The 24,420-nt window shown below is 65.2% G+C and carries 19 protein-coding genes and 3 pseudogenes; 7 read left to right on the top strand and 15 right to left on the bottom strand.

Annotation, left to right across the window (positions count from 1 at the left end):
• Positions 1 to 31: 31 nt before the first annotated feature.
• Together ACODRV_RS04500 and ACODRV_RS04495 are read right to left on the bottom strand one after the other, a co-directional pair.
• Positions 32 to 1,561: a response regulator gene (locus ACODRV_RS04500; RefSeq protein ID WP_488907566.1), complete on the bottom strand. Its 1,530-nt coding sequence runs from the start codon at positions 1,559 to 1,561 to the stop codon at positions 32 to 34.
• A 45-nt stretch (positions 1,562 to 1,606) separates the two neighbouring features.
• Positions 1,607 to 2,179, bottom strand: a pseudogene (locus tag ACODRV_RS04495) (magnesium chelatase subunit ChlI family protein); the annotation flags it as partial.
• Positions 2,180 to 2,183: 4 nt separating this feature from the next.
• Here ACODRV_RS04495 and ACODRV_RS04490 point away from each other — a divergent pair.
• Positions 2,184 to 2,420 carry a helix-turn-helix domain-containing protein gene (locus tag ACODRV_RS04490; RefSeq protein ID WP_488907565.1) on the top strand — a complete coding sequence of 79 codons (237 nt, stop codon included), beginning with the start codon at positions 2,184 to 2,186 and terminating at the stop codon, positions 2,418 to 2,420.
• An 81-nt stretch (positions 2,421 to 2,501) separates the two neighbouring features.
• On the opposite strand, the pseudogene ACODRV_RS04485 reads toward ACODRV_RS04490, so the two are convergent.
• From ACODRV_RS04485 to ACODRV_RS04440, 10 genes and pseudogenes are all read right to left on the bottom strand, one after another.
• Positions 2,502 to 2,675 (bottom strand): annotated as a pseudogene (locus ACODRV_RS04485) (IS5/IS1182 family transposase); the annotation flags it as partial.
• A 95-nt stretch (positions 2,676 to 2,770) separates the two neighbouring features.
• Positions 2,771 to 3,475: a hypothetical protein gene (locus ACODRV_RS04480; RefSeq protein ID WP_488907564.1), complete on the bottom strand. Its 705-nt coding sequence runs from the start codon at positions 3,473 to 3,475 to the stop codon at positions 2,771 to 2,773.
• Positions 3,476 to 3,480: 5 nt separating this feature from the next.
• Complete coding sequence (locus ACODRV_RS04475; RefSeq protein WP_488907563.1) at positions 3,481 to 3,915, bottom strand: hypothetical protein; 435 nt, start codon at positions 3,913 to 3,915, stop codon at positions 3,481 to 3,483.
• Positions 3,916 to 4,556: 641 nt separating this feature from the next.
• Entirely contained in the window at positions 4,557 to 4,994 is a 438-nt protein-coding gene (locus ACODRV_RS04470; protein ID WP_488907562.1) for a hypothetical protein, read from the bottom strand.
• Positions 4,991 to 5,473, bottom strand: a complete 483-nt coding sequence (locus ACODRV_RS04465) for a hypothetical protein (protein WP_488907561.1) — start codon at positions 5,471 to 5,473, stop codon at positions 4,991 to 4,993. The genes ACODRV_RS04470 and ACODRV_RS04465 overlap by 4 nt, the downstream gene beginning before the upstream one ends.
• Positions 5,470 to 6,231, bottom strand: coding sequence for a hypothetical protein (locus ACODRV_RS04460; RefSeq protein WP_488907560.1), 762 nt, complete (start codon positions 6,229 to 6,231; stop codon positions 5,470 to 5,472). The genes ACODRV_RS04465 and ACODRV_RS04460 overlap by 4 nt, the downstream gene beginning before the upstream one ends.
• A complete protein-coding gene (locus tag ACODRV_RS04455) occupies positions 6,210 to 6,473 on the bottom strand; it encodes a hypothetical protein (RefSeq protein ID WP_488907559.1) in 264 nt (87 codons plus the stop codon). Before ACODRV_RS04455 ends, ACODRV_RS04460 begins: the two co-directional genes overlap by 22 nt.
• Positions 6,470 to 6,847: a hypothetical protein gene (locus tag ACODRV_RS04450; RefSeq protein WP_488907558.1), complete on the bottom strand. Its 378-nt coding sequence runs from the start codon at positions 6,845 to 6,847 to the stop codon at positions 6,470 to 6,472. The genes ACODRV_RS04455 and ACODRV_RS04450 overlap by 4 nt, the downstream gene beginning before the upstream one ends.
• A complete protein-coding gene (locus tag ACODRV_RS04445; protein WP_488907557.1) occupies positions 6,837 to 8,027 on the bottom strand; it encodes a type II secretion system F family protein in 1,191 nt (396 codons plus the stop codon). Before ACODRV_RS04445 ends, ACODRV_RS04450 begins: the two co-directional genes overlap by 11 nt.
• Entirely contained in the window at positions 8,024 to 9,712 is a 1,689-nt protein-coding gene (locus ACODRV_RS04440) for a GspE/PulE family protein (RefSeq protein WP_488907556.1), read from the bottom strand. The genes ACODRV_RS04445 and ACODRV_RS04440 overlap by 4 nt, the downstream gene beginning before the upstream one ends.
• Positions 9,713 to 9,782: 70 nt before the next feature.
• Between ACODRV_RS04440 and gspG the strand changes: the two genes are divergently transcribed.
• From gspG to ACODRV_RS04425, 3 genes are read left to right on the top strand one after another with little or no spacing between them, the layout of a single operon-like run.
• The gene (gene gspG / locus ACODRV_RS04435; RefSeq protein ID WP_488907555.1) at positions 9,783 to 10,241 is read left to right on the top strand and encodes a type II secretion system major pseudopilin GspG; all 459 of its coding nucleotides are present in this window, start codon (positions 9,783 to 9,785) and stop codon (positions 10,239 to 10,241) included.
• Positions 10,238 to 12,259, top strand: coding sequence for a type II secretion system secretin GspD (gene gspD, locus ACODRV_RS04430; protein WP_488907554.1), 2,022 nt, complete (start codon positions 10,238 to 10,240; stop codon positions 12,257 to 12,259). Before gspG ends, gspD begins: the two co-directional genes overlap by 4 nt.
• Before the next feature lie 37 nt (positions 12,260 to 12,296).
• The gene (locus tag ACODRV_RS04425; RefSeq protein WP_488907553.1) at positions 12,297 to 12,917 is read left to right on the top strand and encodes a hypothetical protein; all 621 of its coding nucleotides are present in this window, start codon (positions 12,297 to 12,299) and stop codon (positions 12,915 to 12,917) included.
• On the opposite strand, the gene ACODRV_RS04420 is transcribed toward ACODRV_RS04425, so the two are convergent.
• Together ACODRV_RS04420 and ACODRV_RS04415 are read right to left on the bottom strand one after the other, a co-directional pair.
• Positions 12,893 to 13,702, bottom strand: coding sequence for an RHS repeat domain-containing protein (locus ACODRV_RS04420; protein ID WP_488907552.1), 810 nt, complete (start codon positions 13,700 to 13,702; stop codon positions 12,893 to 12,895). The genes ACODRV_RS04425 and ACODRV_RS04420 overlap by 25 nt on opposite strands.
• Positions 13,703 to 13,710: 8 nt before the next feature.
• On the bottom strand, positions 13,711 to 14,067 hold the full coding sequence (locus tag ACODRV_RS04415) for a hypothetical protein (protein WP_488907551.1): 357 nt from the start codon (positions 14,065 to 14,067) through the stop codon (positions 13,711 to 13,713).
• Positions 14,068 to 14,277: 210 nt separating this feature from the next.
• On the opposite strand from ACODRV_RS04415, the gene ACODRV_RS04410 reads away from it, so the two are divergent.
• Both ACODRV_RS04410 and ACODRV_RS04405 read left to right on the top strand, forming a co-directional pair.
• Entirely contained in the window at positions 14,278 to 20,928 is a 6,651-nt protein-coding gene (locus ACODRV_RS04410; protein ID WP_488907550.1) for an RHS repeat-associated core domain-containing protein, read from the top strand.
• 2,184 nt (positions 20,929 to 23,112) lie between these two features.
• The gene (locus ACODRV_RS04405; RefSeq protein WP_488907759.1) at positions 23,113 to 23,820 is read left to right on the top strand and encodes a hypothetical protein; all 708 of its coding nucleotides are present in this window, start codon (positions 23,113 to 23,115) and stop codon (positions 23,818 to 23,820) included.
• Here ACODRV_RS04405 and ACODRV_RS04400 read toward each other — a convergent pair.
• A pseudogene (locus ACODRV_RS04400) lies at positions 23,778 to 23,900 on the bottom strand (ATP-binding protein); the annotation flags it as partial. The gene ACODRV_RS04405 and the pseudogene ACODRV_RS04400 sit on opposite strands and share 43 nt — an antisense overlap.
• Before the next feature lie 73 nt (positions 23,901 to 23,973).
• Between ACODRV_RS04400 and ACODRV_RS04395 the strand changes: the two are divergent.
• Entirely contained in the window at positions 23,974 to 24,414 is a 441-nt protein-coding gene (locus ACODRV_RS04395; RefSeq protein ID WP_488907549.1) for a hypothetical protein, read from the top strand.
• The last annotated feature ends 6 nt before the right edge of the window (positions 24,415 to 24,420 follow it).

Below are 24,420 nucleotides of genomic sequence, written 5' to 3'. Positions count from 1 at the left end.
GCGTCTCCGGACGCCCCCGGCGTCTCTTGATTCAGACGGCGACCTTGGCGCGGACTTCGCGGTTCGTCCAGCGGGACAGGGCGGCCCGCATGGCTTCCAGTTCCAGCGGCTTGACCAGATGGTCATCCATGCCGGCCTCAAGGCAGGCCTTGCGGTCTTCGGCGAAGGCGTTGGCGGTCAGGGCGACGATGGGCGTGCGGTCGCCACGGGCGCGAAGGGCGCGCGAGGCGGTGGGACCGTCCATGCCGGGCATCCGCATGTCCATGAAGACCAGATCGTAGCGCGCGCGCTTCAGGGCGGCGAGCGCCTCCTCGCCGCTGGCGGCGGTCTCCACGGCGCAGCCTTCGCGTTTCAGCAAGGTCGAGGCCAGCAGGGCGCCGACGGGATTGTCCTCGACCAGCAGCACCCGGGTGCCCGAGAAGCGGCCGGGGAGAACCCGGTCGTCGTCGGCGTGCGTCGGACGGGCGCCGGACCGTTCCAGTGTTTGAACCCCGGCGACGGCCAGAACTCGCTCGGCCAGCGAGGCGCGTCGCAGTGGCTTGATGAGGTAGCCGTGGAAGCCGGAGGAACGGTAGCGGGCGATCAGGTCACGTTCGGAGGGCTTGAGCAGCACCACGGCCCGGCTGTCGGCGGGGCGGGCGGCGAGGCCGTGCGGGCTTTGGCGCCCCGCGTGATCGACCAGCACAATGGAGGCGTCCGCCGCCACGGTCCCGCCTGAGGCTATGATCTGGGCCTCGGCGGCCTGACGGATGAACAGGTCGGGAGTGAGGACCGCGACGGAAACGTCCGCGAGGGGTTGTCCGCGCACAGTGTCCGGCGCCGCCGGGAACGGCGCCTCGAAGCGGAAGCGGGCGCCGGGGCCGTCGGGGCGGTCCGTGACGACGACTGTCCCGTCCATGGCGGCGGCCAGCTTGCGCACGACGGCGAGGCCCAGACCCGCCCCGCCGAAACGGCTGGCGTCGCTGGAGTCGACGTGGCCGAACTCCTCGAAGATGCGCTCGCGCGCCTCGGCGGGAACACCGGGGCCGGTGTCGTCGATGATGAAGGCAAGGCGCGGAGCCTCGTCTGTTCCCCCCGCGCGCTCGACGGCGATGCGCACACCGCCGGTCGTGGTGAACTTCACCGCATTGCCCGCCAGATTGAACAGCACCTGCCGCAAGCGACCCTCGTCGGCGAGCACGTCGGGGGCGTTGGCGGCGACTGACCAGGCGATTTCCAGGTCCCTATCATGGGCGCGGGGACTGAGCAGCTCGGCCACGCCGCGCACCAGCGCCTCCAGATCGACGGGGGCGGCGTCGAACTCCAGCTTGCCGGCTTCAAGACGAGCGTAGTCCAGCAGGTCGTTGACCAGGCCGAGCAGGTGTTCGGCTGAGGATCGCGCAGCCTCGGCATAGGCGCGCTGGGCGCCGTCCAGCCTGGTGCGGGACAACAGGCCGAGCATGCCGATCACCCCGTTCAGGGGTGTCCGCATCTCGTGACTCATCAGGCGAAGGAACTGCTGCTCGGTCGACACGATCTCGGGCGTCGCGGGGGCTGGCTGTTCGATCCGTCGCCGGGGCATGTCGGGTTCTCCTCGATCACACCGTGAACTCAAGACGTTAAGAGATCACCACGCGGGAAGGCCGGGCGCGGGAGCCGGGGCGGCCGGGCGGCGGGCGTCGAAGGCGGCGTTCGCGTCGGCGGTTGATCGACGATAGATCAGGGCCTCGGCGATATGGCGGCGCAGGACGCCGTCGCACCCGTCCAGATCGGCGATGGTGCGGGCCAGCCGCAGGGTGCGGGTCCAGCCCCGCGCGGTCAGGCCGCCGACCTCGCCCGCCTTCATCAGCAAGGCCTTGCCCGGCTCGTCCGGCGCGGCGAAGCGGTCCAGAAGATCGCCCGAGACCCGGGCGTTCACCGCCTGATCCTGCGCTGTGTCAGGATCGACGCCGGCGGCGTGCAGGCGGTCGGTCTGCATCTCACGGGCGCGCAGGACCCGGGCGGCGGCCTCGGCCGTGCCTTCAGCGGGCGGCGGCAGGGCCATGTCGGCTGCGGTGACCGGGGGCGCCTCCACCGTCAGGTCGATGCGGTCGAACATCGGACCGGAGATGCGGTTGCGATAGTCCATCTGGCACCGCGGCGCCTTCCCGCAAGCCCCGCGCCCGGCGCCGCCCACGCCGCAGCGGCATGGTCGCGTTGCCTTCTTGCTACCAGGTGTCCGATATCCCCTGAAAGCCCGCCGAGCCGACGCTACGCTCTCCCAGAACCCCACACTAGGGGAACGACTACGCGTCCGCCGGCAAGAGCTGGGTCTCCAGCAAAAGGAGGCAGCGGCTCAGGTTGGCGCGGATGCGAAGACGTGGATGTGGTGGGAGCGAGATGCACACCTGCCCACCGGATACCGCCTAGCGGCAGTTCATAACTTCCTAGATCGCCGGTGACTGCTTCTGACTGAGGCTGTGTAAAAACGTGCGGAGCTGCGGCTGGGCGGAGGTAACGGCGAGGCGCAGAGCGCTCCCTTCTCAGGCTCTGATCGCTTCCATCAAGGGCTTCGTTCCGAGCACCGCCATCACCCGCTTCATGTTGTAGGCGAGGATGTGGAGGCTGATCTCCGTCTTCACGTTGGACAGCCGCTTCATCAGGAAGTGGGTGTGGCCCATCCAGGCCTTGATCGTTCCGAATGGACGGTCGGTTGTGGTGATCGACAGCCAGGGCGACATGATCAACAAGCTGATCCGGCTGGAGCTGTTCTCGCCGGACGTGCCCGGGAGCCTCGCTGACCGCCTCGTGCTCATCGATCCGTCGGACATCGAGTCCGCCCCTTGAGCCGGGTCGGCACCAGGAGCTTTGCCCACACGTCCTCGGGCGGCGTCTCCGCAGCGAAGCCCGACGCCATAACCGTATTGCGGATCAGCTGCCGCCGGAGCTTGTAGAAGAGGTCCAGACGCTCAGTCTCGTCTGTGCTCGGCAGTACCAGGAACCGCTCGACCATCTCGGCTGGTCGATTAAGAAGCTCGATCAAGGGGACGCCCAAGGCGTCGCCTCGGCCCGTATCCCAAGGCTGAAAACAGCTCTCCGGAAGCGCAGCAAACAGCGTCACGAAGCCGTCGACCAGCCGATCGCCCAGCGTCTTGAACATCCGCTCGAAGTCCGCTGCCCACCGTCGGCGACGCACGAGGAGCTTTCGAACTTCCACCGCCGCTGCCACGTCGCCGTCGATCACGGGCCAATCCGCGACAAGCGCCAGGACGTCTTCGGCACGGAGGATACGTTCGACCGCTTCCGCACAAGCCGCAATGACGGGATACGCCGGCAGGCGATCACAGGCCTTGAAGACCCGCTTCATGATGAGGACGGTCAAATCGTCGAGTGGAGTGACAGCCAAGGGGGAGCGCTGCCAGAGGTCGTCTACCTCCGACCACTGCGCTCGCATGTCTGAGAGTTCGCGGTTTCGGGTGCCGCCCGTGAACCAGGCAGCGATGTTATCCCAGTCCACGGCCGCTAGAGCGTGATCACCTCCTCGCCGCCAAAATTAGACGCAGCGTCGAGGATAGCTTTGAAGGTCTGGGCCGCCCGCTTGAGCTGCTCCTCGACGCCGAGCATCTCGAGGATGTCTTTGCACTCAATCTTGCGGCCATTGGCGAGGTCGGAGACTTGAATGGTAAGGTTGGCGAACCGCCAAGCAAGGGCGTGCCCGAGCTGAGCGTATTCATTTGAACCCTCTTTCATGGGACGCCTTTCGTACAGGATGGCGTCGCCTAGCTTGTATTTCTTGATGCTCTCGCGCTCCTCTGCGGAAAGCTCAGCACGCACCTCAAGCACGAAGACTGGCTTGGAACCGATGATCGCTGATCGTTGGTCGCGACGTAGAAGTAGCTTCATTTGATCCTCCCCCAAATCAAAAGAAGGTACACCATGGGTGGTTCTTTGGTCCATGAAGCATCTTTTGCGCGCATTCCTACGAGCAAGATCAATGGGGTGTCGTCGTATAAGAGCGAGTGATCCGGCGCGCTCGGCAAGAATGCCGAGCCTCACAATTGTCGCGTTAGACGCGAATTTGCCCTAGCCCGATACTCCCCATGGCTAACATATGAACATCATCATGGATTGCGTTTTGGATTCGGAGCTCCCTCCTGGTTGAGGGGCTGTTGGAAGAACTCACGCCGTTTCTCTACGACGATGCCCGACCGTTTGTGATCGTGACGGTGATCAAGGACGTTCGGCACCGTATCTGGGGCGTGGAGCGCCCGGACTGCCCGGCACCACTGACTTGGAGGTTGAAGCGCGGGATGGCCTGCCGCTGTCGCACGAAGCATTGCCGCGTTGATCTGGATCGGAGGAAGGCAGAGAATCAACGCGAGTTGGACCTAGTGCCGGCCAATCCGGAGCCTCCGGCCTAGCCTTCTCCCCCGCGTCGAGCAGGCACAATTGTAAGCTCTTTGACGTCATCGCGACGGCCCGATCAGTTCAAGCGAGCTATCGAACCATCGAATGAGCGGTCGGATTTTGTCATCGGGCCAAGCTGTTTTGATCCGACCGGAAGCGCAAGCCGCATGGCCTGACAAGGCCTTTGGGAGCTAAAGCGCAGGCGGAGCCGCAGCGTCCGCAGGTTGTTGGGTGAACAGGTCGAGAGAGTAGTCACCTGCGGGACCCCGGAGCACGGCTGTCCGTCCTCGCACTGAAATCAGTTTCCACCCGTCGATCTCTTCGCCTGGCTGGGCGCGAATGACTTCTCCGTCGGGGCCCTTCAGATAGGCGGAGGAGCCCGCGATCCCGACCAGGGTCGGCAACTCGGCGGCCGGGGCGACCGGTTCTGTCCGGGCCGCGCCGAGGGACAGGGGGAAGGCGGCCAGACGGGTCGCCGGGCGCGCTGTGAACGCGGGGCCGGCGTATCGCTCCCGGGGCTGGGGCGGCGTCGGCGTCGCCTCGGGTTGAGGCCACAGCAGCAAGCCCAGGGTGAGCGCCGCGCATCCGGTCAGGATCGCCGGGAGCAGATAGCGTCTGGCGATCTTCATGCGACGACCATCAGCAGTACGAGCGTCACCTGACCTCGCCCTTCGGCGCCCCGAGCCAGGACCAGCGATTCAAGTCGAACGGCCTCCCTGTTCACCGCCACCCAGTTCGCGACGGAACCGACGGCCAGGGCGTCGCCGGATCCGGTGATGCGCATCTCCGTCAGTTTGAGGCCTCCCCCCAAGGGACGGACGGAGACGGTGTCGGCGCCATTCACCAGCAGGCCGAGTGCTCCGAGCCGGACGTTCAGGTATTCGGCGATCGCGGTCTCGGGATCCGCGCCCGGTGCGTGAACGAGGGGGCGCAGGGACGGGGCTAGGGGACCTTGCGCGGGAGGCGATGCGGACACGGGCGCGCCGGCCCGGGCGGCGCGGACCGCCATGACGTCGCCGAACACGGCGATGAGGGAGGTGAGGGCGACAAGGCCGAGGCCGGCCGCAACCAACCCGGCCGCGCGCCTGAACCAGATCGGCGGGATCATCGGCAGGTCTCCTCGCCGAAGGACACGCCTTGCGGCGCGCCGCCGCTGGCCGGTTGAGCCTCGGCGCCGAGCGCCTCCAGTCGCGCGACGTCTGCGGTGTTCTCCGGGGTGAAGGTCACCTGGCGTGTATCGGCCGAAAGATTGAGGACGGGGACCGGCCGGGGCCCGATCGCGCCGCTGGCGCACAGCAGCCGGGTGGAGGCGTCCGTGCGCTCCAGGGCGGCCCAGGCGTCCTGGGCGGCGCGTTGTTCGCGGGCGTCCCGGGTCCGACGCGCGGTCTCGCGTTGGGCCTCGGCGATCTCCGGCAGCCGCTGGGCGCGCCACTGATCGGCGCGCATCTGGCCGGCCAGGGCGACGGCGGCCAGGCCGAGCGCGACCAGCGCCGCGCGCGGCGCATGGACCAGCCAGCGCACTTCCCGGTCATCGACGGCGAAGACGTTGCGGAACCGGAACGTCACCTCGGTCTCTTCCACGGCGCGGATGACCCTGATCACCCGGCGCGAGGCAAAGGCGGCGTCCTGAAGCGCCGAGCGCCGCAAAATGCCGAGGGCGTATCCTGTCTCGGCGCCCGTCGTCCTGAGGCGCACGAGATCGAACACCACGTCGCGGGGCGGCAGGGGCGACAGTCTGTCGAGCTGCAGGCGCACGATCGCCCTGGCCTGGCGCAGGGAGGCCGTCGGCAGGCTGACGATGCGGGTCATCACCTCCAGCCTGGGGGAGGCGGCCAGTTCGAGGCTCAGGTCCGGGTCGGGCGACATGACTGACTGACACTGTCAAACTCGCACCGTTCCGGCAGGGTGCAACGATAGGGACGGTCCGGAGAGGGCGAGGCGCCGGCGCCTGCGCCCGCGCCCGTGTCCGCGCCGGGGCGGCAGGTCGGGACGGCCCGATCCGCCAGCCCGGCCTGGGCGAGCGCCAGCCGATGGGCGCTGCGACCCAGGGCGGCATAGGCGGCGCCCGCGCCGACCATAAGGATGGAGGCGACCGACATGGCGATCATGAGCTCGAGGACGGTGTAGCCGGCGCGGGCGGCGCCACGGCGTCCACGACCAGGTCCTGGCCGAACCGCCGGTCCACGGTGATCCGGATGCGCCGCGCGGCGGACCCGTCGGCGTCGAGACTTTCGTAGGTCCATGGGCGTCCATCCGTGTTTCCGGATTGCTGCCCGTCAGGACGAACGCCGGCGTAGATCTCCTCGTAAAGATCGTCGGCGATCCGCATGGCGGTCAAGCGATCCTTTGCTTGCGCGAGGCGGGTCACCGTCGTCGCCGCCAGACCGACGGCCGCGGCGACGCCCAGGGTCATGACCGCCAGCCCGGCGAGGGCGTCGACCGCCAGATAACCGCTTCGACGGGACCGGAGGTCAGACGGCAACGGCGTCACCGATCGCGAGAAGCCCCTGGAAGACCATCATGGTGATCAATCCGACCATCGCGCCGACCAGGATGATCACCAGCGGGGTCATGATCGACAACAGCCGTTCGACGTTCTCCTGGGCGCGCGCGGCCAGCAGGGCCGAAGCGTTCTGGAGCGCCTCCGCGGCCCGTCCGGACTGTTCGCCCATCGTCACATAGTGGAGCAGGTCTGCAGGCGTCTGGGCAATGGCGCTCAGGATCTCTGACAGCCGCGCGCCCTCCATCAGACGATCATCCTGGCCGGCGAGGGCGCGGCTGAGCCAGTCCAACGTGACCGGATCGCGGGCGAGCCGCCAGGCGGGCGCCAGGGGCACCCCGGCGTGCAGCATGACCGCCAGGCGGGACGCGAGGTTGGCGAAGACGAAGTCCCGCAGGGGAGAAACACGGCCTCGCATTCCAAGTCGGGACAGCAGGCCGAGGGTGAGCCTGCGCAGGCGGGCCGAGAGGACCAGGGCGGCGGCGCCTGATCCGAGGCCGATGAGCACAACCGGGGTCGCCGCGCGGACCATGACGCCGAAGGTGAGGACCGCCTGGGTCTGGGCGGGGATGTCCTGACCCAGGCCTTCGAAGGCGGGCTCCAGGGCCGGCAGGACGGCGTAGGCGTAGATGCCGATCGCGCCCAGGGCGACCGCGATCACGAAGCCCGGATAGAGGCCCAGCGTGATCAGGCGACGCCCCAGCTGGTCCATCGCGGCCAGGGAGGCGGCGCCGGCGGCGAGCACCTCTGTCTGGCGGCCGGAGGCCTCGCCGCCGCGCGCCAGGGACTGCAGGAGCCGCGCCGGCGCGCCGGTGGCGACGCCGAGGGCGCGTGAGAGTGGTTCGCCTTCGATCAGTCGACGGCGGATCTCCCGGATGATGGCGGCGAGCTTCGGGGTTTCGCGGGCTTCGAGCAGGCTCAGGGCCGGGCCGATGGCCATGCCGCTCTGCATCAGTTGCGCCATGTCGCGGCCCAGCCGCGCGGCCTCGGCGTTCGACAGGCGAAGCGAGCCCTGACGCTGGAACAGGGCGGGGCGGATCCGGACGGGGTGTAGACGGCTCTCGATCAGGCGATCGCGCAGCGCCGCGGCGGAGGCGGCGTAGCTCACCCCCGTCTGGTGTCGGCCCTCAGGGGTCAGCACCCGGTAGCGAAAGGCCTTCATCGGTCAGCCAGCCGCCAGGCGTCGCCCCAGTCGACCAGGCCTTGCGCGGACTGGGACAGGGCGTCCTGGCGCAGGCTTGCGTAGCCCGTTTGGCGCGGGAGGGTTTCGCGGAGCGCGGAGGCCGGGGCCCCGGCGCCGATCAGTTCGCTCACCTCCGGCGTGCAGACCATCAGCTCGGTGATCGCCCGCCGACCACGCCGCCCGGTTCCCCCGCAGGCCGGGCAGCCCTGGGCGCGACCGACGCGTGGGAAGCTTGGCAGGCCTGCGTCCGCAAGGGCCGCGCGTTCCGGGGCGTCGAGCGGCTCCAGGGTGTGGCAGTGGGCGCAGAGCTGGGCCGCGAGCCTCTGGGCCATGACGCCGATCAGGGCGTCGCCCAGCAGATAGCGCTCGACCCCCATGTCGATCAGCCGGGACGGCGTGGTGGCGGCGTCGTTGGTGTGCACGGTCGCCAGCACAAGGTGTCCGGTCAGGCTGGCCTGGACGGCGAGCCGTGCGGTCTCCGTGTCGCGGATTTCGCCCACCAGAATGACGTCGGGATCGTGTCGCAGGAAGGCGCGCAGGGCGGTGGAGAAGGTGAAACCGGCGGCTTCGTTGACCTGGCTTTGCAGGATGTCCTCGAAGACGTATTCGACCGGATCCTCGACGGTCAGGATCTTCTGGCGGGCGGAGGCCAGCCGACGCAGGCCGGCGTAGAGGGTGGTGGTCTTGCCGCTGCCGGTGGGACCGGTCACCAGAAGCAGGCCGTGGGTGCGTTTCAGGAGCTGGTCCAGCCCCGTGGTCACCGCATCGCGCAGGCCCAGCCGTTCAAGGGAGTACTCCACGTCGCGCCGCGTCAGCAGACGGACGACGAGGGACTCGCCGAACACCGTCGGGGTGGTCGAGATGCGGACATCGACGGGCACGCCGCGGACGTTGATGGTGGTGCGGCCGTCCTGGGGGGCACGGCGCTCCGCGACATCCAGATCCGACAACACCTTGATGCGCGCGATCAGTGCTGGACCGACCTCGCCGGGCAGGCGGTCCTGGTCCTGCAACTGGCCGTCGATGCGCAGGCGCACCCGGGTGTGGTCTATCTTCTGCTCGATGTGCACATCGGAGGCGTTCAGCAGGAAGGCGCGCTCGAGGATCTGTTCGGAGATGCGCACCACGGGGGCGTCGCGGGCGGTGTCGCGGAGTCTTTCGGCGTCATCAAGCCAGGTCGCGGCGATCGGCGCGGCTGTTTGCGGGAGATCTATTGCATCGACCGAGGTCTGGGTCTGGCGCCAACCGCTGAGCGTGATCGTGCGGATGCGTATCTCGCGCCCCAGGGCGAACCAAAGCGCCTCCCGGGTGGCCGCGTCCCCCGGATCGACCAGGCCCAGGCACCATTCGCCGGTGTCGTCCGCCATGGCGATCGCGTAGCGATCCTGCAGGAAGCGGGCGTTGAGGCCGGGCAACTCAAGGGGTTCGATCGGCCGGGTGTCCGGCCAACGCGGGGCGTCATACAACTGACTGCAGGCGTCCGCGATCGCCTCTTCGGTCGCCAGGCCCAGCAGGCTCAGGGCGACGGCCAGCGGTTGGCCGGAAGCCCGGCTGGCGCGGGTCGCGCGATCCACGGCGCTGCCGGACAGGCCGAGCGTCCGGGCCAGGTCAGCCCGCGCATGGTCGGGCGCCGGCAGTTCGAACTCATCAGACGTTACAGTCATTCCGACGCCGATGGACTCGGCCCCCGCTCCCCTATAGTCGCTTGATTAGCGCGTCGGTTCTGGGGGAGCCATGGGGGATATTGGCAAAGGGGTGCGATCGGAGCGATCCGGTCGGCGATCAGGCTATACCCTGACGGAAATGTTGGTGGTTCTGGTGATCATCGGTCTGATCAGCGCGATCGTGGTCCCGCAGACCCTGGGTCAGATGGACCGCGCCAAGGTTCGGGCCGCCCGTCTGAAGATGGAGAGCGTGGCCGCGGCGCTGGAGATGTATTCGGCGGACCTCATGCGCTACCCGAGCGCCGAAGAAGGTCTGGCGGCCTTGACCGACGCCCCGACGGGAGTGGCGGACTGGGCCGGTCCGTATCTGTCAGACAAGGCCTTGCTGAAAGACCCTTGGGGCGCGGACATCGTCTATGCGCCGCCGGCTGCGGCAGGCGACCGGTTCACCCTCACCAGCTATGGGTCTGACAAGTCGCCCGGCGGCAACGGGTTCAAGCGCGACATCACCTTGCAGGCGGCCCAATGACCTTGAAGACCCGCGCGCTTGTAGGCGCGGCGATGTGTGTTCTTGCCGGCTGTGAAGCGCCGCGCGCCATCCGACCGGACCTGGCGGTCATTCCCCAGAGCCGCCCGGCGGCGCTGACCCCGGCGGTCGAGGACACGACCGCGGCCGTGGATGAGGACGCGCTCGCATGGCGCATCGAAAACGCCGCCGCGGCGCCGTCGGCGCCCGCGCCGCGCGCATCACCGCAACGGTCGATGAATGTCGTGTTCGACCAGGCGCCGGTGGCGGCCGTCGTGGATGCGGTGATCGGCCAGTCCTTGCGCAAATCCTATCGCCTGGATCCCTCGGTGCAGGGGTCTTTGACGCTCAGCCTGGTCGGCCGGATGAGCGAGGCGGATGCGCTGGCGAGCTTTGACCGCGCCCTGCGAAGCATCAATGCCGCTGTCGTTCGCGAAGGCGCGGGATATGCCGTGGTGCCGTCCGCCCAAGCGACCCGGTTCAACGGCTTGCCGGTTGCGGGGGACAGCGCCGATGTCCTCGCGGGTTCCGCTGTCTATCAGGCGCGATCGATCAGCGCCGCCGAGATCGCCCGGCTGCTTGAGCCTTTGGCGGGGGAGGGTGCGGTCGTTCGGGCCGACGCTTCCCGGGAACAGGTCTTCGTCACCGGTGATCCGACCACGGTCAGCGCTCTGGTACGCACCGCGCGGTTGCTCGATGTGGATTGGCTCCAGGGCAAGAGCCTGCAGTTCTTCCCCGTCCGTCATGCAACCCCGGCGGACATCGCTTCGGACATCCGCCAGGTCTTCGGCGGTCCGGACGGCCCGCTGGGCAGCCAGATCCAGTTCATCGAGCTGAACAGGCTGAACGGCCTGCTGGTGATCGCCCGGTCTCCGGCCGGCCTGGACCGGGCTTCCGAGTGGATCGCCCGCTTCGACCGGTCGCCGCCGCCTGCGGCGCGGCGTTTGCGATCCATTCCGCTGGCCAACCTTGAGGCCGAACAATTTGTCACCACCCTGGGCTCCCTTCTCGGCGCCGCGACCAGTGTGACGCCGACCGCCGGGCAACAGCCCGGCGGACAGGCGTCGACGCCCGCACCCGCGGACACGACGGCCGGCGCCACGCCGGCGGCGGTCGCGGGGGGCGCGGTCGGAGCCTTGCGGCTGACGGCCGACCCCAGGACGAATTCCCTGATCCTGCTGGCCGACGACGCGGAGTATCGCAATGTCGTCGACATCGTGCGCGAGCTGGACGCGCCGCCGCCCCAGGTCCTGATCGAGGCCACGATCGCCGAGGTCACCTTGAATGACCGCCTGCGCTTCGGCGTTCAGTGGTTCCTGGATGACGGCGATCTGACCGGCGGCTTCTCCTCGACCAGTAATGACGAGGCCGCGCCCAGCTTCCCGGGCTTCTCGTTAAGCTATGCGACGTTGGACGTACGGGCCGTGCTGAACGCCCTGTCGACCGTCACGGATGTTCAACTGGTCTCGACTCCGAGGGTCCTGGTGCTGTCCAACGAGACCGCCGAACTCCAGGTTGGCGACCAGGTGCCGATCATCACCCAGACCGCGGTCGGCCTGAACAACGATAGTCGCATCCTCAACAGCGTCCAGTACCGCGACACGGGCGTCGTTCTCTCCGTAACGCCCCGGGTCACCGAGAGCGGTCGGATGTTCATCCAGATCGAGCAGGAGGTCAGCGAGGTCGCGGGCACCACGACCTCCGACATCGATTCACCGACCATCCAGCAGCGCCGATTGAACACCCGCATCCAGGTCGAGGACGGACAACTGGTGGTGCTGGGCGGCCTGCTGCGATCCAGCACCAGCCTCGGCGACACCGGCGTGCCCTATCTGAGCCGCATCCCGGCGCTGGGGGCCTTGTTCAGGTCGCGTGACAACAACCAGCGCCAGACCGAGCTGGTCATGTTCCTGCGCCCGAAGGTGATCCGGTCGCGGGGCGATATCGAAGCGGTGACCGCGGAAATGGTCAGCCGTCTCCAGGCCCTGAGTCTGCCCGTTGAAGCGCCCGTCGCGCCCTGATCCGGACCGCCGGCAGGGATACATCTCCCTGCTCGCCATGAGCCTGACGGTCGGTCTGGCGATCTTCGCCGGCGTGGTGGCGACGGGGACGGCGTCCTATATCCGGGCGACCGGCAGTGAGGCGGGGACGATCCGTGAGCGTATCGGGATGGAAAGCGCCGCGGCGACCGTTCTTGGACGAGCGGCTGAGGGTTTGACAGTCCAGGCCGAGACCGAGGTCGCGATCAATGGGGTGACCTATCGTGTGTCGCTCACGCCGACCAGCCAGAAGGTCGATCTTGCGACGGATGATGAGGCGGCGCTGACCCAAGCTGCTGAGGCGGTGGGGATCGTCGTGGATTCCGAACTGGCGCGATCAGCGACGGGGTTGGCGAACCTCTCAAATCTGCTGAGGCTGAATGCGTCCGACGAGGATTGCCTGCGGGCCCGCTTCACCTATGGGCGCGGCGGGCAATCGCGGAGCGAGGGTGATCGTCCGCCTGCGCTGATGGTTGCTCCGGGTGATCAGCTCGATGTTCGGGTCGCTTCAAACGTCGTGCCGGGCACGGTGCTCTGGATGCGAGCGCGGTTTCTTGACCACGCGTGGGCCTTGCATGACTACCGCCGGCTGCAAGGCGTCACTGTCTGTGAGACTCAGGGCTCGCCCGGTCCACACTGATTGCCGCCGCTGGGGACGCACCCTTCGCCAAGCGTCACCTCCACGGTCACCTGGGCGGTGTCCGTGCCGCCATTCCCGTCGCTGACCGTGTAGCTGAAGGTATAGGTCCCGGGCGTGGAGGGCGCGGTATAGTTCAGATAGCCGCCGCCGGGCGCGATGGCGACGCTCCCGCCCGTCGGCGTGGTCACCGCGGTGATCGTCAGGGCATGGCCGTTGGCGTCCGTGTCATTCGCCAGGGGGAAGATAGCCTGTGCGGCGCTGACTGTCGCGCTGGCGTCGTCGTTCGTCGCCACCGGCGGTTGGTTCGCCGACGAGACGGTGACGGTGACGCTTGCCGTCGCCGTGCCGCCGGCGCCGTCAGAGACGGTGTAGGTAAAGGTCTTTGTTCCCGCGCTCGCCGGCGCCGTGTAGCGCACGTAGGTTCCGCCGCCCTGGATGGAGACGGAGCCGCCGCCGGTTATGGTCCCGAGGTTGGTGACGGTCAGGGTGTTTCCGTCCGGGTCGGAGTCGTTCGCCCGTACCGGAATGTTCACGCTCGCCGACACCTGCACCGACGCGGCGTCATTGACCGCGGTCGGCGCTGTGTTCGGCGTATTGGTGGTCACGATCTGGGTGCGATTGCCCGCCGCATCATAACGATAGTTGATGGTCACGCCGTTCGAATAGATCGCCCGGATGAGACGGCCGGAGCTGTCATAAACATACTGGACTCCCGCATGAGCCGGCAGGGCGGATGCAAGGAGCAGGGCGCCCAGAACGGCGCTGATGGGCTTGGCGAACGTCATCGGCGACCTCAGTTCGGAACGGCTTTGTTGGCTTCGGCAAGCGCGGGCGAGAGTTCGGCTTCCATGGCTCGCTCGGCGTCCTGATTGGCGCGCCATTCCTGCTCGGTCGGGAGGCGCGGAGGCCTGCCTCGGAATTCGGGCTGTAGAAGCCAAGCGCCCAAGCTGACCGCGAGAGCGACGGTCGCCAGTCCGCTGCCGACGATCGCAACTCTCTTCCATGCAACGGCCTTCAGACGGTCCCGCCAGCTCGTCGCCGAGTGGAACTGCTCCATGTCCAGGATATGAGCCCATTGATGCCGAAGGGCGGATCCGCAGGCGCGCGCTCGCCCCCACAGTCCTGTCAGCAATGCGTTCAAACGCGCCATACATCCCCCGCCGGCTAGCGAGCAGACTAAAGCTGAGCCTTATTGCAGGGACAAGCTGCAATTTCTCGTTGAGGGGTGGATTTTCTCTCTTTCAAAGCGAGGGCGGTTGAGCTTGTCTGTAAGCGTAGCTGTTGCGCGTTGGGGGCGTTGATGGGTCTCGGTGTTGGGAAGGTCCGGCAGGTTGTTCGCCGGATGGGACTTCGTCGCGTCATGCTGGCGGGTCTGGCCGGGACGATGGCGCTGGGCGCCTCGGCGGGCGCCTTCCTGTCGGTGTCGAAGACCGGCGCGCGCGCGCAAGGGACGCCGGGCTACACGCTCTCCACCTACACGGCGTCTGACCTCCCCGGGTTCCGGCTCTCGGTTCAGCAATCTCTCGTCTCGCCCGGCAGCGGTGATCTGGCGACGGTCTATGGTTCCCCAACCTCGCCGACGGCCGGTGCGCCGAGTGCGCGGATCACGGCGCTGGCCCGAGCGCTGGAGAACGATCCGGACCGCATCTACCAGTTCGTGCACAACACCATCCTGTTCGAACCGCAGTTCGGCCTGCACAAGGGAGCGGACGGCGTGCTGCTGGACGGCTCGGGCGGGTCGTTCGACCAGTCGCAGCTGATGGTCGAGCTGCTGCGGGCCTCAGGCTACCAGGCGCGCTTCGTGCTGGGCCAGGTCAACCTGTCCGGCGCGGACGCCAGATCGATCCTGCGCGTCAGCAATGCGAGCCAGGCCTGTCTGTTGCTGGCGGCGGCGGGAACCCCGGCGACGGTGAACGGCGCGACGGCCTGCGGATCGATGAGCGGCGACGTCAGCACGGTGACGATGCTGCACCTGTGGGTCGAGGCCAATATCGGGGGCAGCTGGTACGCCTTTGATCCGTCGCTGAAGCTCAACGACCAGATCGCCGGCATCGACCTGTGGGACGCGGCGGGCACCAATGCGGCCTCGGCCTGGAACAACATCTCGTCGGGCGTCTCCGTCAGCGGTGATAATCTGACCGGGCTGAATGCGACCAGCATCAACACCAAGATGACAGCCTATGCCGACGCCCTTCAGGACGCGTTGATGACCGACGCGAATAGCGGCCGTTCATTGAAGCAGGTGACCGGTGGCTGGGAGATCAGGCGCTCCGAAGAGGCGCTGCGGGTTGCCCAGATCGCGCGTCAGGCGAGCGTCTCTTCGCGCTGGAGCGGCGAAGTCCCTGCGCCTTACCGGGCAACGCTGACAATGGTCGCCGCAGGTTTCAACCACACCTTCGATCTGCCCTCAATGTATGGCTGGCGTACGCAGGCTCAAATTCAGACGCGTCGCCTGGTTGTCGCGGTCCGCAAGCAGGAGCATCTGGATACCAACGCCACGGCATATTTCACCGGCGGAGTTCGCGGCGGGCCGCCCCCTTGTGATGATCCCGCAGTGGACCAGATTGTCTGCGGCGTCACGCCGGCCGAGGCCGAATTCAACGCCGACAATCGTCTGCTTCGCCTGACGATCAATCATCCATATGCTGCGCGGCGGTCCGGCGTAAATCCTGAAAACAGTCAAGCTTGGCCTGTCGGCAGCTTCGCCGACGAAACCGTGACGAAACAGTTGGAAATCGGCAAACGGGCGGACATCCTGGTCCGCACCGCTGGCGGGAGTAGCGGTCGAAAGGCGCTATGGGCGGCGGCGCACGATCCTATTCAACAGCACCGGATTATCCCCCGTGGAAACCCGTATTCCTGTGAATCCGCCGCAGGCACCAGCACGTCGCCAGCCTGTGACGGCACCCAGGCTACTGATTGGCGCTACTGGGTCCAGAGCAGCGATAAGGGCGCCCGCCTTTTTCCGCAGGGAGAGGTCGCCGCAGCAGAGATGGCAACCAAGAAGGACACGGTTCTCAACACCTGGACCGACATCTTCGACAACACGGTGCGGGTGATCGAGCCTCTGTCAGGTGCGCGAATTTTCCACCAGCATTCAATCGGGCTGTCTTTGACGCCCAGCTATGATTTGAACGTTCTGGATGTGGACACCGCCGTTGGCATTGCCGCGGGAAACGGGGACGAGCCGCACCACATCTTGTCCGCTCTGGCGTCGCTTTCGGTCACAGGTGAAGCTCTGGCTTTGGGACAGACGGCTGTAGAGCGTCCGATGTTCACCGGGTCTCTGATCCAAGTCACCGCATCGTCCCGTATCGCGCAGTCTCCCACCCTGAAAGTGTTGACTGCGGTGGGGTCGACCGCAGGCTTGCCGTCGGCAGTGAAGGCTGACACCCGGACACAAATGGAGAGCTATCTGCAGAGAGGGTTCTCGATTGTAACGACGACCGACGGGGCGGATGCGTTTTTGGCGCGCCGCAACGACGGGTCCGAGCAGGCTTGGATCATTCGTCACCGGTCAGAGGGCGATTCTACAAACGTGGATCCACGAACCTACTTCCTGAAGGGGGCCTCGACCGAAGCGCCAAACCCGTTGGACTATCTTGGTAAGGCGGAAAGCCGGCAGATCGCCGCCAATGTGGCAGGCACGCATTTGGGGGCGGTTGACCTGCGTATCGGATCCCTTTCGTTTGGCGAAGGTTCCGAGATCACGGTAGGGCAGGGGGAGTTTCCCTATTCCCTGAGCTTCTCGCGAAGCTATAGCTCGGGCGGGCCGGTGGAGGGTGTTGGTAGCCTCGGCATGGGTTGGACCCACAACTGGGAAAGTTCGGTGAACCGGTCGTCGGACGTGGGGGTGCTTTTCCCTCAGGCGGATACGGTCAGTGTGGCGCCGACTCTGATAACGGCGCTCATTGCGCTCCAGGCTGGCCGCGCAGACACTTTGGAGGCCTCGCTGATCTCCGGGGTTTCCGCCAACTGGTTGCAATCCCAGTTCGATGCCAACGTCATCAGCCTGAACGGCGGCGGACAGTCCGCCCGTTTTGTGCGGATGGCTGATGGGACTTGGCGCAACCCGAACGCGCCCACGGAGCAACTAGCGGTGGCTTCCACGGCTCCCGGCGTCTGGACCTATGACTGGACGCTATCAGATCGTTCCGTGATGACCTTCAGTGAGGTGCAAAACGCGTTCGGTGCTAACTTTGCTCGCAGGCCGGGCGCCCTTACGACTTGGGCATTCCCCACCGGGGTAGTGATCACGTTGACCTATGGTGGCGGCAATGACTCCAATCCGCCGCAACTGTCCACTGTGTCCAATAACCTCGGCGCCAGCCTGACCTTCCAGCATGCTTTCGCGCCAACGCAGCTGCAGACGACGGCCTGTAATAATGTCGCGGGCGGCATTGAATATGGGGGAGGGCGCAGGGAAGCCGAGCAAGAATGCTATGAGGCCAGCCGAAGTGGGGGGCGGCTGCTCAAGGTGACCGGCGGGAACGACCAACTGCTGTTCAGCTATGCTTTCGACTGCCAGATCAATGTTAATTTTTGCGCTTCACGTTTGATCACAGCCGACCGTCCGGGTTTGCGCAAGCGTGAATATGTCTATGGCCCAGCTTCGGGCGGGCAGGGCGGAGGCGCCGGCTTCCAGCAGGTTCTGACGCAGGTCGTGGACGAGGGTGTTGCGACGCCGCGGGCCCGGTTCGACTGGCGTGCGGTGGGCGGCCAGGTTGCGCCCTATGTGGCGGAATCGTTCGACGCCCAGAACCGCAAGACGGTCTATCACTCCTCGACCTTCACCTTCTCCTCGGCGCGGGACGCTGAAGACGGCGTGGTGCGTCAGGCCTATGACGAGGACGGGCGCCTGATCGCCTCGGCCGACGCCCTGGGCCGCACCTCGCGAGCGAAGTACGACGGCCCGGGCCGGACCATCGAGATCAAAACCCCCTACGGTGACCGGACGACGTTCGAGTTTGACCGCTGGGGCGATCTGCGGGCGCGCGAGCAGACGCCGATCGACAACTGCATCTCGGGTTACACAACCCCCCAGCAACAGACCTGGGCCGCCAACTACTGGTGCACGACCATCCGCATCGAGGCGGACTATGATCCCGTCTGGCACAAGCCGACCCTGATCCGCCTGCCGGCGACGGCGGCGGACCCGACCCGGCCGGAATGGACGTTGAGCTACAACAGCAAGGGCCTGGTCGATGTGATGACCGGACCCAAGGTCCCGGATGCGACCAACAACAACGCCCTGACCCATCCGGTCTGGCGCACCTGGTACGACAGCTACGGTCGTCCGAACCGGACCCAGGACCCGACCGGCGTGGAATCCGCCATGACCTATGGCGGTGGGACCAATCCGGCCTTCTGCCTCACCCGGCAGGTCCAGGGCTCCCAGGTTTCCGGCGGCACGATCTCCACGGACTTCACCTGTGATCCCGTCGGCAATGTGCTGACCACGACGGTGGGAGGCGCCACGACGACGGCCCAATACGATTCCATGCGCCGCAAACGTCTGGAGACGGGGGCGGCCGGGACCAACATCGCGACCAAATGGTTCTATGACGACAATGGCGACCAGACCCTGGTCGAGCAGTGGGACTCCAGCAGTTCGACCTGGCAGGCCACGACCACCACCTATTCGGCGACGCACCAGCCGCTGACCGTGACGGACCCGTCCGGCGACATCGCCCGCACCTGCTATGATCTGGTCGACCGACCGGTGATGACCATCGATCCGGAGCTTCGGGCGACGCGGACGGTCTACAACCTTGCGGGCCAGCCGACGGCGATCCATCGCTTCCAGCGCGCAAGCTCGAGCGGCTGCACGGCCGCGACCGAACTGCCGACCGACGTGACCTTCTCAGAGACCCGCTGGCGCCGGTTCGAGTACAACGCCGGCGGCCTGCAGGTGGCGGAGATTGACGCCAACGGCAATCGCACCGAGCAGCAGTATGACGGTCTGGGGCGCCCGGTCCGCACCATCTACGCCAACACCCTTCAGGCGTGGACGGCCAGCGACCAGCGCGGTCAGGTCGTGGCGCGCAAACAGCCCGCGGGCCATCTGGTCAGCCTGTTCTATGACGCCATGGGCCGCGACTTCCATGTGCGCGAGTTCGGCGCCGCTGAGACCGGTTACGTCTATCGTGGGCGCAATACGGTCGCCGGCTATGATCTGGCGGGTCGTCCCGCCTACCGGGACGTCTCGACTCAGACCACGACGACCGCGACCTTCGACGACAGCCTGCGTCGGGATGTTCGCAACTACACCTACAACGACGGACTGAAGCGGCTGACGGCCGAGCAGTGGCGTCCGGAAGGGACGGGCGGCATCAGCTATACGACCGGCTATGCCTACGGCGACGGACGCGGCAATCGCACCGCGATCAACCAGCCCCAGTCGGGCGGGGGCGCTTGGACCATCAACTACGTCTACGACCTGGCCAACCGGGTGCAGACCATCAGCTTCCCCGGCGCCGCGGGCACGCAGACGGTCGGCGTCAGTCATGATTCGCTCAGCCGGCGCACGGGCGTCGACCGTCCGGGCGCGGCGGCGGACACGGCCTACAGCTATGATGTCGACAACGACCTGACCGGGATGAGTCACGCCTTCGTGGCGGGGAGTGGGCCGGGGGCGACCAGCTTCACCTATGGCCGGGACCAGTCCGGCAAGGTGACCTCGATCGGCATCAACCAGCCGGTGTTCGAGTGGATGCCGACGCTGGGCTATGGCCGCACCTATGGTCCGGCCTCGAACATGAATCGGATCAGTTCGGTCAGCGACGCGGTCGAAAGCCGGGCGTTGACCTGGAACGGTGACGGAGACCTGTCGCAGGAGGTGCGCACGCCGGTCGGCGGCGGGGCGGCGGTGACCTGGACCTACAGCTGGACCTACGGCCACCGTCTGGCCGTCGTGACCAACAACGCGGCGGTCAATCCGCTGACGGCCAGCTACCACTACGACAGCGACGACCGCCGCACCAAGAAGGTGGTCAACGGCGTCACCACCCGCACGATGTGGTCTGGAACCGATGAACTGGCCGAGTACGACGTCAACGGCGACCTTATCCGCAGGTTCATCCCGGACGGGACGGTGGACAAGGACGGCAAACCGACGATGGACGCGCGGCTGGCGACGGTGACCTCGACCGGCGTGGTCTATTGGCACCATACCGACCATCAGGGTTCGGTGATCGCGACGTCCAACAGTGCAGGCGAGACGGTGTCTACGGCCACCTACTCTCCGTACGGGGAGGGTGCGCCGCCCGGCCAGAGCCCGTTCGGCTACACCGGGCGTCAGTACGATCCGGAGACGGGGCTCTATTACTACCGGGCGCGGTACTACTCGCCGTACCTGGGGACCTTCCTGACCACCGATCCCATCGGGACGAAGGATGATCCGAACCTGTATATGTACGTCGGACTCGATCCCGCGAATGCAACCGATCCGAACGGGATGCAATCATCAACTTTACGTCCCGGGCTTACGCGCGAGTGGATGGCCTCCGAGACCGAGAGGGTTTTGACGCCGCCCAGACCCGCTTTGCGCCAGCCGCAGAGCCCCCGCTCCAATTTACGGCAGCCGGCGCTGGCTTCGGCACCGCAAGCTGTTGAACAGATACAGGGTAATACGCTTTCGGTTGCCGTTTCGGGGCAACTCACCCTTGGTGTGGTCTCGCTCAAAGGTTCTTTTGGTGTCGCCATTGATTCAAACGGCGACCTAGGGGCCTTTTTGTCCGGCGGGGGTGGAGCTGGGGCTGGGTTAGGTGGGGCGCTCGGGGTAAGCGTGGAGGGGGCCAATGTGCCCGTCGACGGGCTGGGGGGAAGCGCTGCGGAAGCCGGCATTGGTGGCGGGCTTGTGGCTGGAGGTACCGCCGACGGGGCCATATTGTTTAATGATGACGGCTCGGTTGCTGGCGCTTCTGGTGGATTTACGGCTGGACTTGCTGGAGGTGAAACGAGTTTTGCGGGATATACGAAGACTGTAATAATGACCACGACGGACAGATGAATGTGATTAGATTTTTTGGCTCTTTTGCTTTTTCAGCATTGTCTTTTGTAATGCTTTTCCTTACATTTAGGAGGTGGGAATTTCTAGTAAGAAATAGACCTAACTTTGAGTCTGGCGAATACGTATTGAGATTCTCAAATCGAGGGGAATTTTTATTCATATCTTGGCATGACGTGTGGCAAGTATTAAGCGCTGGCGGATTGTCTGTAATTTTATTTTTCCTTGGAGTTCTTTGCTACAGGAACAAACTATAAGTTGGGCTGCACGTTTTGTGCAGACGCTGGATGGGTTTCTGTCGAAGTCTTAAGTCGAAATTCGAACTTCGACATTAGTTCGTCAGGGCGATGTGAGCCCGATAGCTGTCCAGTCGCGCAGCGTTCTGCCAACGGGTAACGAATGCCACAGCGTCAAGCCCAGTTAGGGGTTTGGGGACTTTGTGGACGTGTATTAGCCCCACTTTAAACTGTTAAAATGGGCTCATGGTCGGAAATATTCGAACGCCCTCTACGCCCCACCGCCCGTGGTCGCCGTGACAGAAATTCGAATCTGTGTTCAGGCGCGCTACTGTGAACTGAACGTAAGTCAGAACTAGAGAAATCGTGCTTAAAAGCTGAAGCGGCCGCCTAACCGGCGCACGCAATTACCGGACTTGGAAGGTCACGTTTGCGATACAAGTCACTGCATCGCTTGACCCGGAGTGAAATTCAGCGCTCCCTTTCTATTTGAAGCGCTGCGTATTCGGGCAACGTAGCGTATGCGAGGCGCGCGGTGTGGGCTGTGTCGGTGTCATCTCGCCGGAAGTCAGACAGCACTATCCCCAACTGGGCGATAGGCCCAACCCATCGTCCCTCTGGTACACTAAACGCACTGCCGAAGCGGCCGACTTAGACCGCTCCGACAGGCGTCAGACTTTACGCTCTTTTGCCGGAGTGCCGGAGATGAGAGTAGGCGGTCACTGCGGCATCGAGGAACAATACCAAGTTCCCCAAGGCCCAGATGAAGGCCATACCCATCCCAACGAGGTCACCCACCGTAAAAGCGTCGAACGCCTGAACGAGGCGAAGAAGCACTTTATCGGCAGACGACGTCGCGTGGCATGTAGGGCCGGCAACACGAACAACGTGAACGCATGTTTTGGCTATCGCCGAGACATGTCTCACCAAGAGAGCTGCGTTAAGCATCTCATAGTCCTTCCTCTGGTGAACCGAGTTTGATTCAGACCTTGGTCGGTTCACTGGTTGGTAGGGGGCCGTCACCGTTGGTGACGGCCCTTCTTCGTTTCGGGACGTCACACTGCGATGCCGGTACGCTGACTATGGGCTAGGCATGAGGCACCTCCTTGCCGGACCGCAGATCAAAAAATACCGCTGGCCCGAGAGCAGCGGCACAACGGTTCAAAGACCGAAAACAGTGATCCATTCCGCCCTACAGGCGGGACGCGTCTATCGATGTTCGCTAACTCAGACATGGCTGCACCTGGCTACGAAGATTTGGTGCCTGCAGTCAGTCGATAATCGTTAGCGTACTCTCCCAGGTGGTCGGCAAAATCCGTGACTTCATAGGGCGCGCGGTCCTAAACAGAGTCAACGTGTGCAAATGTCCGTTCGCGACAACGTGAAGATCGGTTCGCCCCAAGAGCGAAATTTGCTGTGAAATCTCGGCGGCGAACAGTGTGGAGCTTAGCAATAAGCATTCACTACTTGAGATTCATTCTGATTACGCTGCCAGGCGAGATGGGACGGAATCTGTGAGGGGTGACAAGAGCATCTCTCTCACGCCTTCCAGAGCATCGGTGCGAGCTCGGCAACTCGGTTTCGCAGCGGCTTGCTGCCATCCTTCAAGCAGGATCTTTGCATCACGTCGGGTGAAAGGACGTGGTGGATTTGGGGGACGTTCTCCGGCCCCCTCGAGGTGCGGTACAATGGACGGATTACCGGAAAAGGTTCGAACGTCCTCTACGTCCCACCGCCTAAGGAGAAATCGCTGCAAATCGGCGACCCATGAGACTGGTTCCGCGGCCTGAAAGCTCACTTTTCTATCGGTCAGGATCGGGTTCGAAGCAGCGATTTTGAACAGGGCTGTGCGGAGCTCTTGTTCGCCGTATCTGAACACCCAGGCGGCGTTCTGGCCTAGCAAGTAGGCCGTTTCCAAAGGTTCGAAGATGTCCGCAGGGGCGTACCGGGCTTGACCATCGGTTCGCTCTGCTACAAGCCGTTCTTCGCCTCGGGGGCCTCGGCCGTTCCGACTGCGGGATTACATACACGCCTCGGGATTTCGTGGTCTGAAGCCGCAGCCGATCCCGCAGGACCTGACCAACCCACTTGTTTGTCGGACGCTGATAGAAGCGGTCTGAGGCTAGGGGATCTTGAAGCGGTCTATCGTGCCCAGCTCACGCACTTCCTGATCTCTCCAGAGGAGGTCGCCGTGCACAACGAGGCCGCCCAGGACGCCATCCGTGAAAAGACCAAACTGGTCACGGCCGCCGAAGCCGAATTCCGTAAGATCACGTCCGATGACGATCGCCTGTACGAGCTCTATCTCGCCGACGCGCTCAGCAAGGACGATTTCGGCCGCAGGCACCGTCCGCTCGCCGAGCGTCGGGACCAGCTCGAGCAAGAACTGCCGCGGCTCCAAGCCGAACTCGACGTCCTGCGGATCAGCCTTTTGTCGCGAGACGAGGCTCTCGTAGAAGCCAGAGACCTAGCCACACGATGGGGAGACCTCCCCGAGGAAGAGAAGCGGCAGATCGTCGAAGCCATCACGGAGCGTATCGTGGTGGGCAGGACGGAGATCGAGATAACCCTCCTCCACCTTCCATCCGGAAATGATGCTGACAAGGCAACACGGCCACAAGGGTTCATCGCCGCCACCAGTTGGAAGCGCGCCGGATAGCGGACATGGGCGTTGGCGCGAGCGACCACGATCTCACCGGTCTCAAGGGGCTGGCGGAGCGAGTCGAGGGCCTGGGCGCTATACTCCGCCATTATGGAGCAAACACACCTAGCGGCGGGATGACTAACTAGCTGTTCTTGCTACGTTCTTTGCATGGAACACGAAGGCTTTGACCGCCCCCGAACGATCGCCGGCTTGATCGCCAAGCGCTCCGAACTCGCCCTGCTCTTGAAGCAACTGCGGGCGGATGAGCGCAAGGTGATCTGCGACCTCGATCATATCGACGCCGCTATCCGGATGTTCGACAAGAACGCCGACACCACCAGACTGGTCCGGTATCCGACCAAGCACCGCGCCAAGAAGGGTGAGGTGGTGCGGTTGGTCATCCGGATGCTGAAGGCGACGGATCGGCCGCTCACCGCGCTCGACATCGTCCACCAGCAGATCAAGGAGCGGCGGCTCAAAGCGGACGACAACACCGTCGTCCAAATGCGCAAGCGGATCGGTGCCTGCCTGACTAAGCTCAGGGCTGACGGCCACATTCGGAATGCTCCCAGCAGCGGGCTGTACAAGCTGTGGGAGTTGAACCGATGAGCGCTG

Source organism: Brevundimonas sp. FG8, assembly GCF_057808845.1.
The sequence above is the reverse complement of the archived record's forward strand: the minus strand, read 5'-3'. Positions and strand labels throughout refer to the sequence as shown.

What these genes read in the sequence shown, in the direction of transcription:
- ACODRV_RS04500 (WP_488907566.1), bottom strand. Translation starts at nt 1,561, where the DNA reads ATGCCCCGGCGACGGATCGAACAGCCAGCCCCCGCGACGCCCGAGATC.
- ACODRV_RS04425 (WP_488907553.1), top strand. Translation starts at nt 12,297, where the DNA reads ATGAGCCTGACGGTCGGTCTGGCGATCTTCGCCGGCGTGGTGGCGACG.
- ACODRV_RS04470 (WP_488907562.1), bottom strand. Translation starts at nt 4,994, where the DNA reads ATGAAGATCGCCAGACGCTATCTGCTCCCGGCGATCCTGACCGGATGC.
- gspG (WP_488907555.1), top strand. Translation starts at nt 9,783, where the DNA reads ATGGGGGATATTGGCAAAGGGGTGCGATCGGAGCGATCCGGTCGGCGA.
- ACODRV_RS04420 (WP_488907552.1), bottom strand. Translation starts at nt 13,702, where the DNA reads ATGACGTTCGCCAAGCCCATCAGCGCCGTTCTGGGCGCCCTGCTCCTT.
- ACODRV_RS04395 (WP_488907549.1), top strand. Translation starts at nt 23,974, where the DNA reads ATGGAACACGAAGGCTTTGACCGCCCCCGAACGATCGCCGGCTTGATC.
- ACODRV_RS04440 (WP_488907556.1), bottom strand. Translation starts at nt 9,712, where the DNA reads ATGACTGTAACGTCTGATGAGTTCGAACTGCCGGCGCCCGACCATGCG.
- ACODRV_RS04475 (WP_488907563.1), bottom strand. Translation starts at nt 3,915, where the DNA reads ATGGACCAAAGAACCACCCATGGTGTACCTTCTTTTGATTTGGGGGAG.
- gspD (WP_488907554.1), top strand. Translation starts at nt 10,238, where the DNA reads ATGACCTTGAAGACCCGCGCGCTTGTAGGCGCGGCGATGTGTGTTCTT.
- ACODRV_RS04465 (WP_488907561.1), bottom strand. Translation starts at nt 5,473, where the DNA reads ATGATCCCGCCGATCTGGTTCAGGCGCGCGGCCGGGTTGGTTGCGGCC.
- ACODRV_RS04415 (WP_488907551.1), bottom strand. Translation starts at nt 14,067, where the DNA reads ATGGCGCGTTTGAACGCATTGCTGACAGGACTGTGGGGGCGAGCGCGC.
- ACODRV_RS04445 (WP_488907557.1), bottom strand. Translation starts at nt 8,027, where the DNA reads ATGAAGGCCTTTCGCTACCGGGTGCTGACCCCTGAGGGCCGACACCAG.
- ACODRV_RS04460 (WP_488907560.1), bottom strand. Translation starts at nt 6,231, where the DNA reads ATGTCGCCCGACCCGGACCTGAGCCTCGAACTGGCCGCCTCCCCCAGG.
- ACODRV_RS04455 (WP_488907559.1), bottom strand. Translation starts at nt 6,473, where the DNA reads ATGATCGCCATGTCGGTCGCCTCCATCCTTATGGTCGGCGCGGGCGCC.
- ACODRV_RS04410 (WP_488907550.1), top strand. Translation starts at nt 14,278, where the DNA reads ATGCTGGCGGGTCTGGCCGGGACGATGGCGCTGGGCGCCTCGGCGGGC.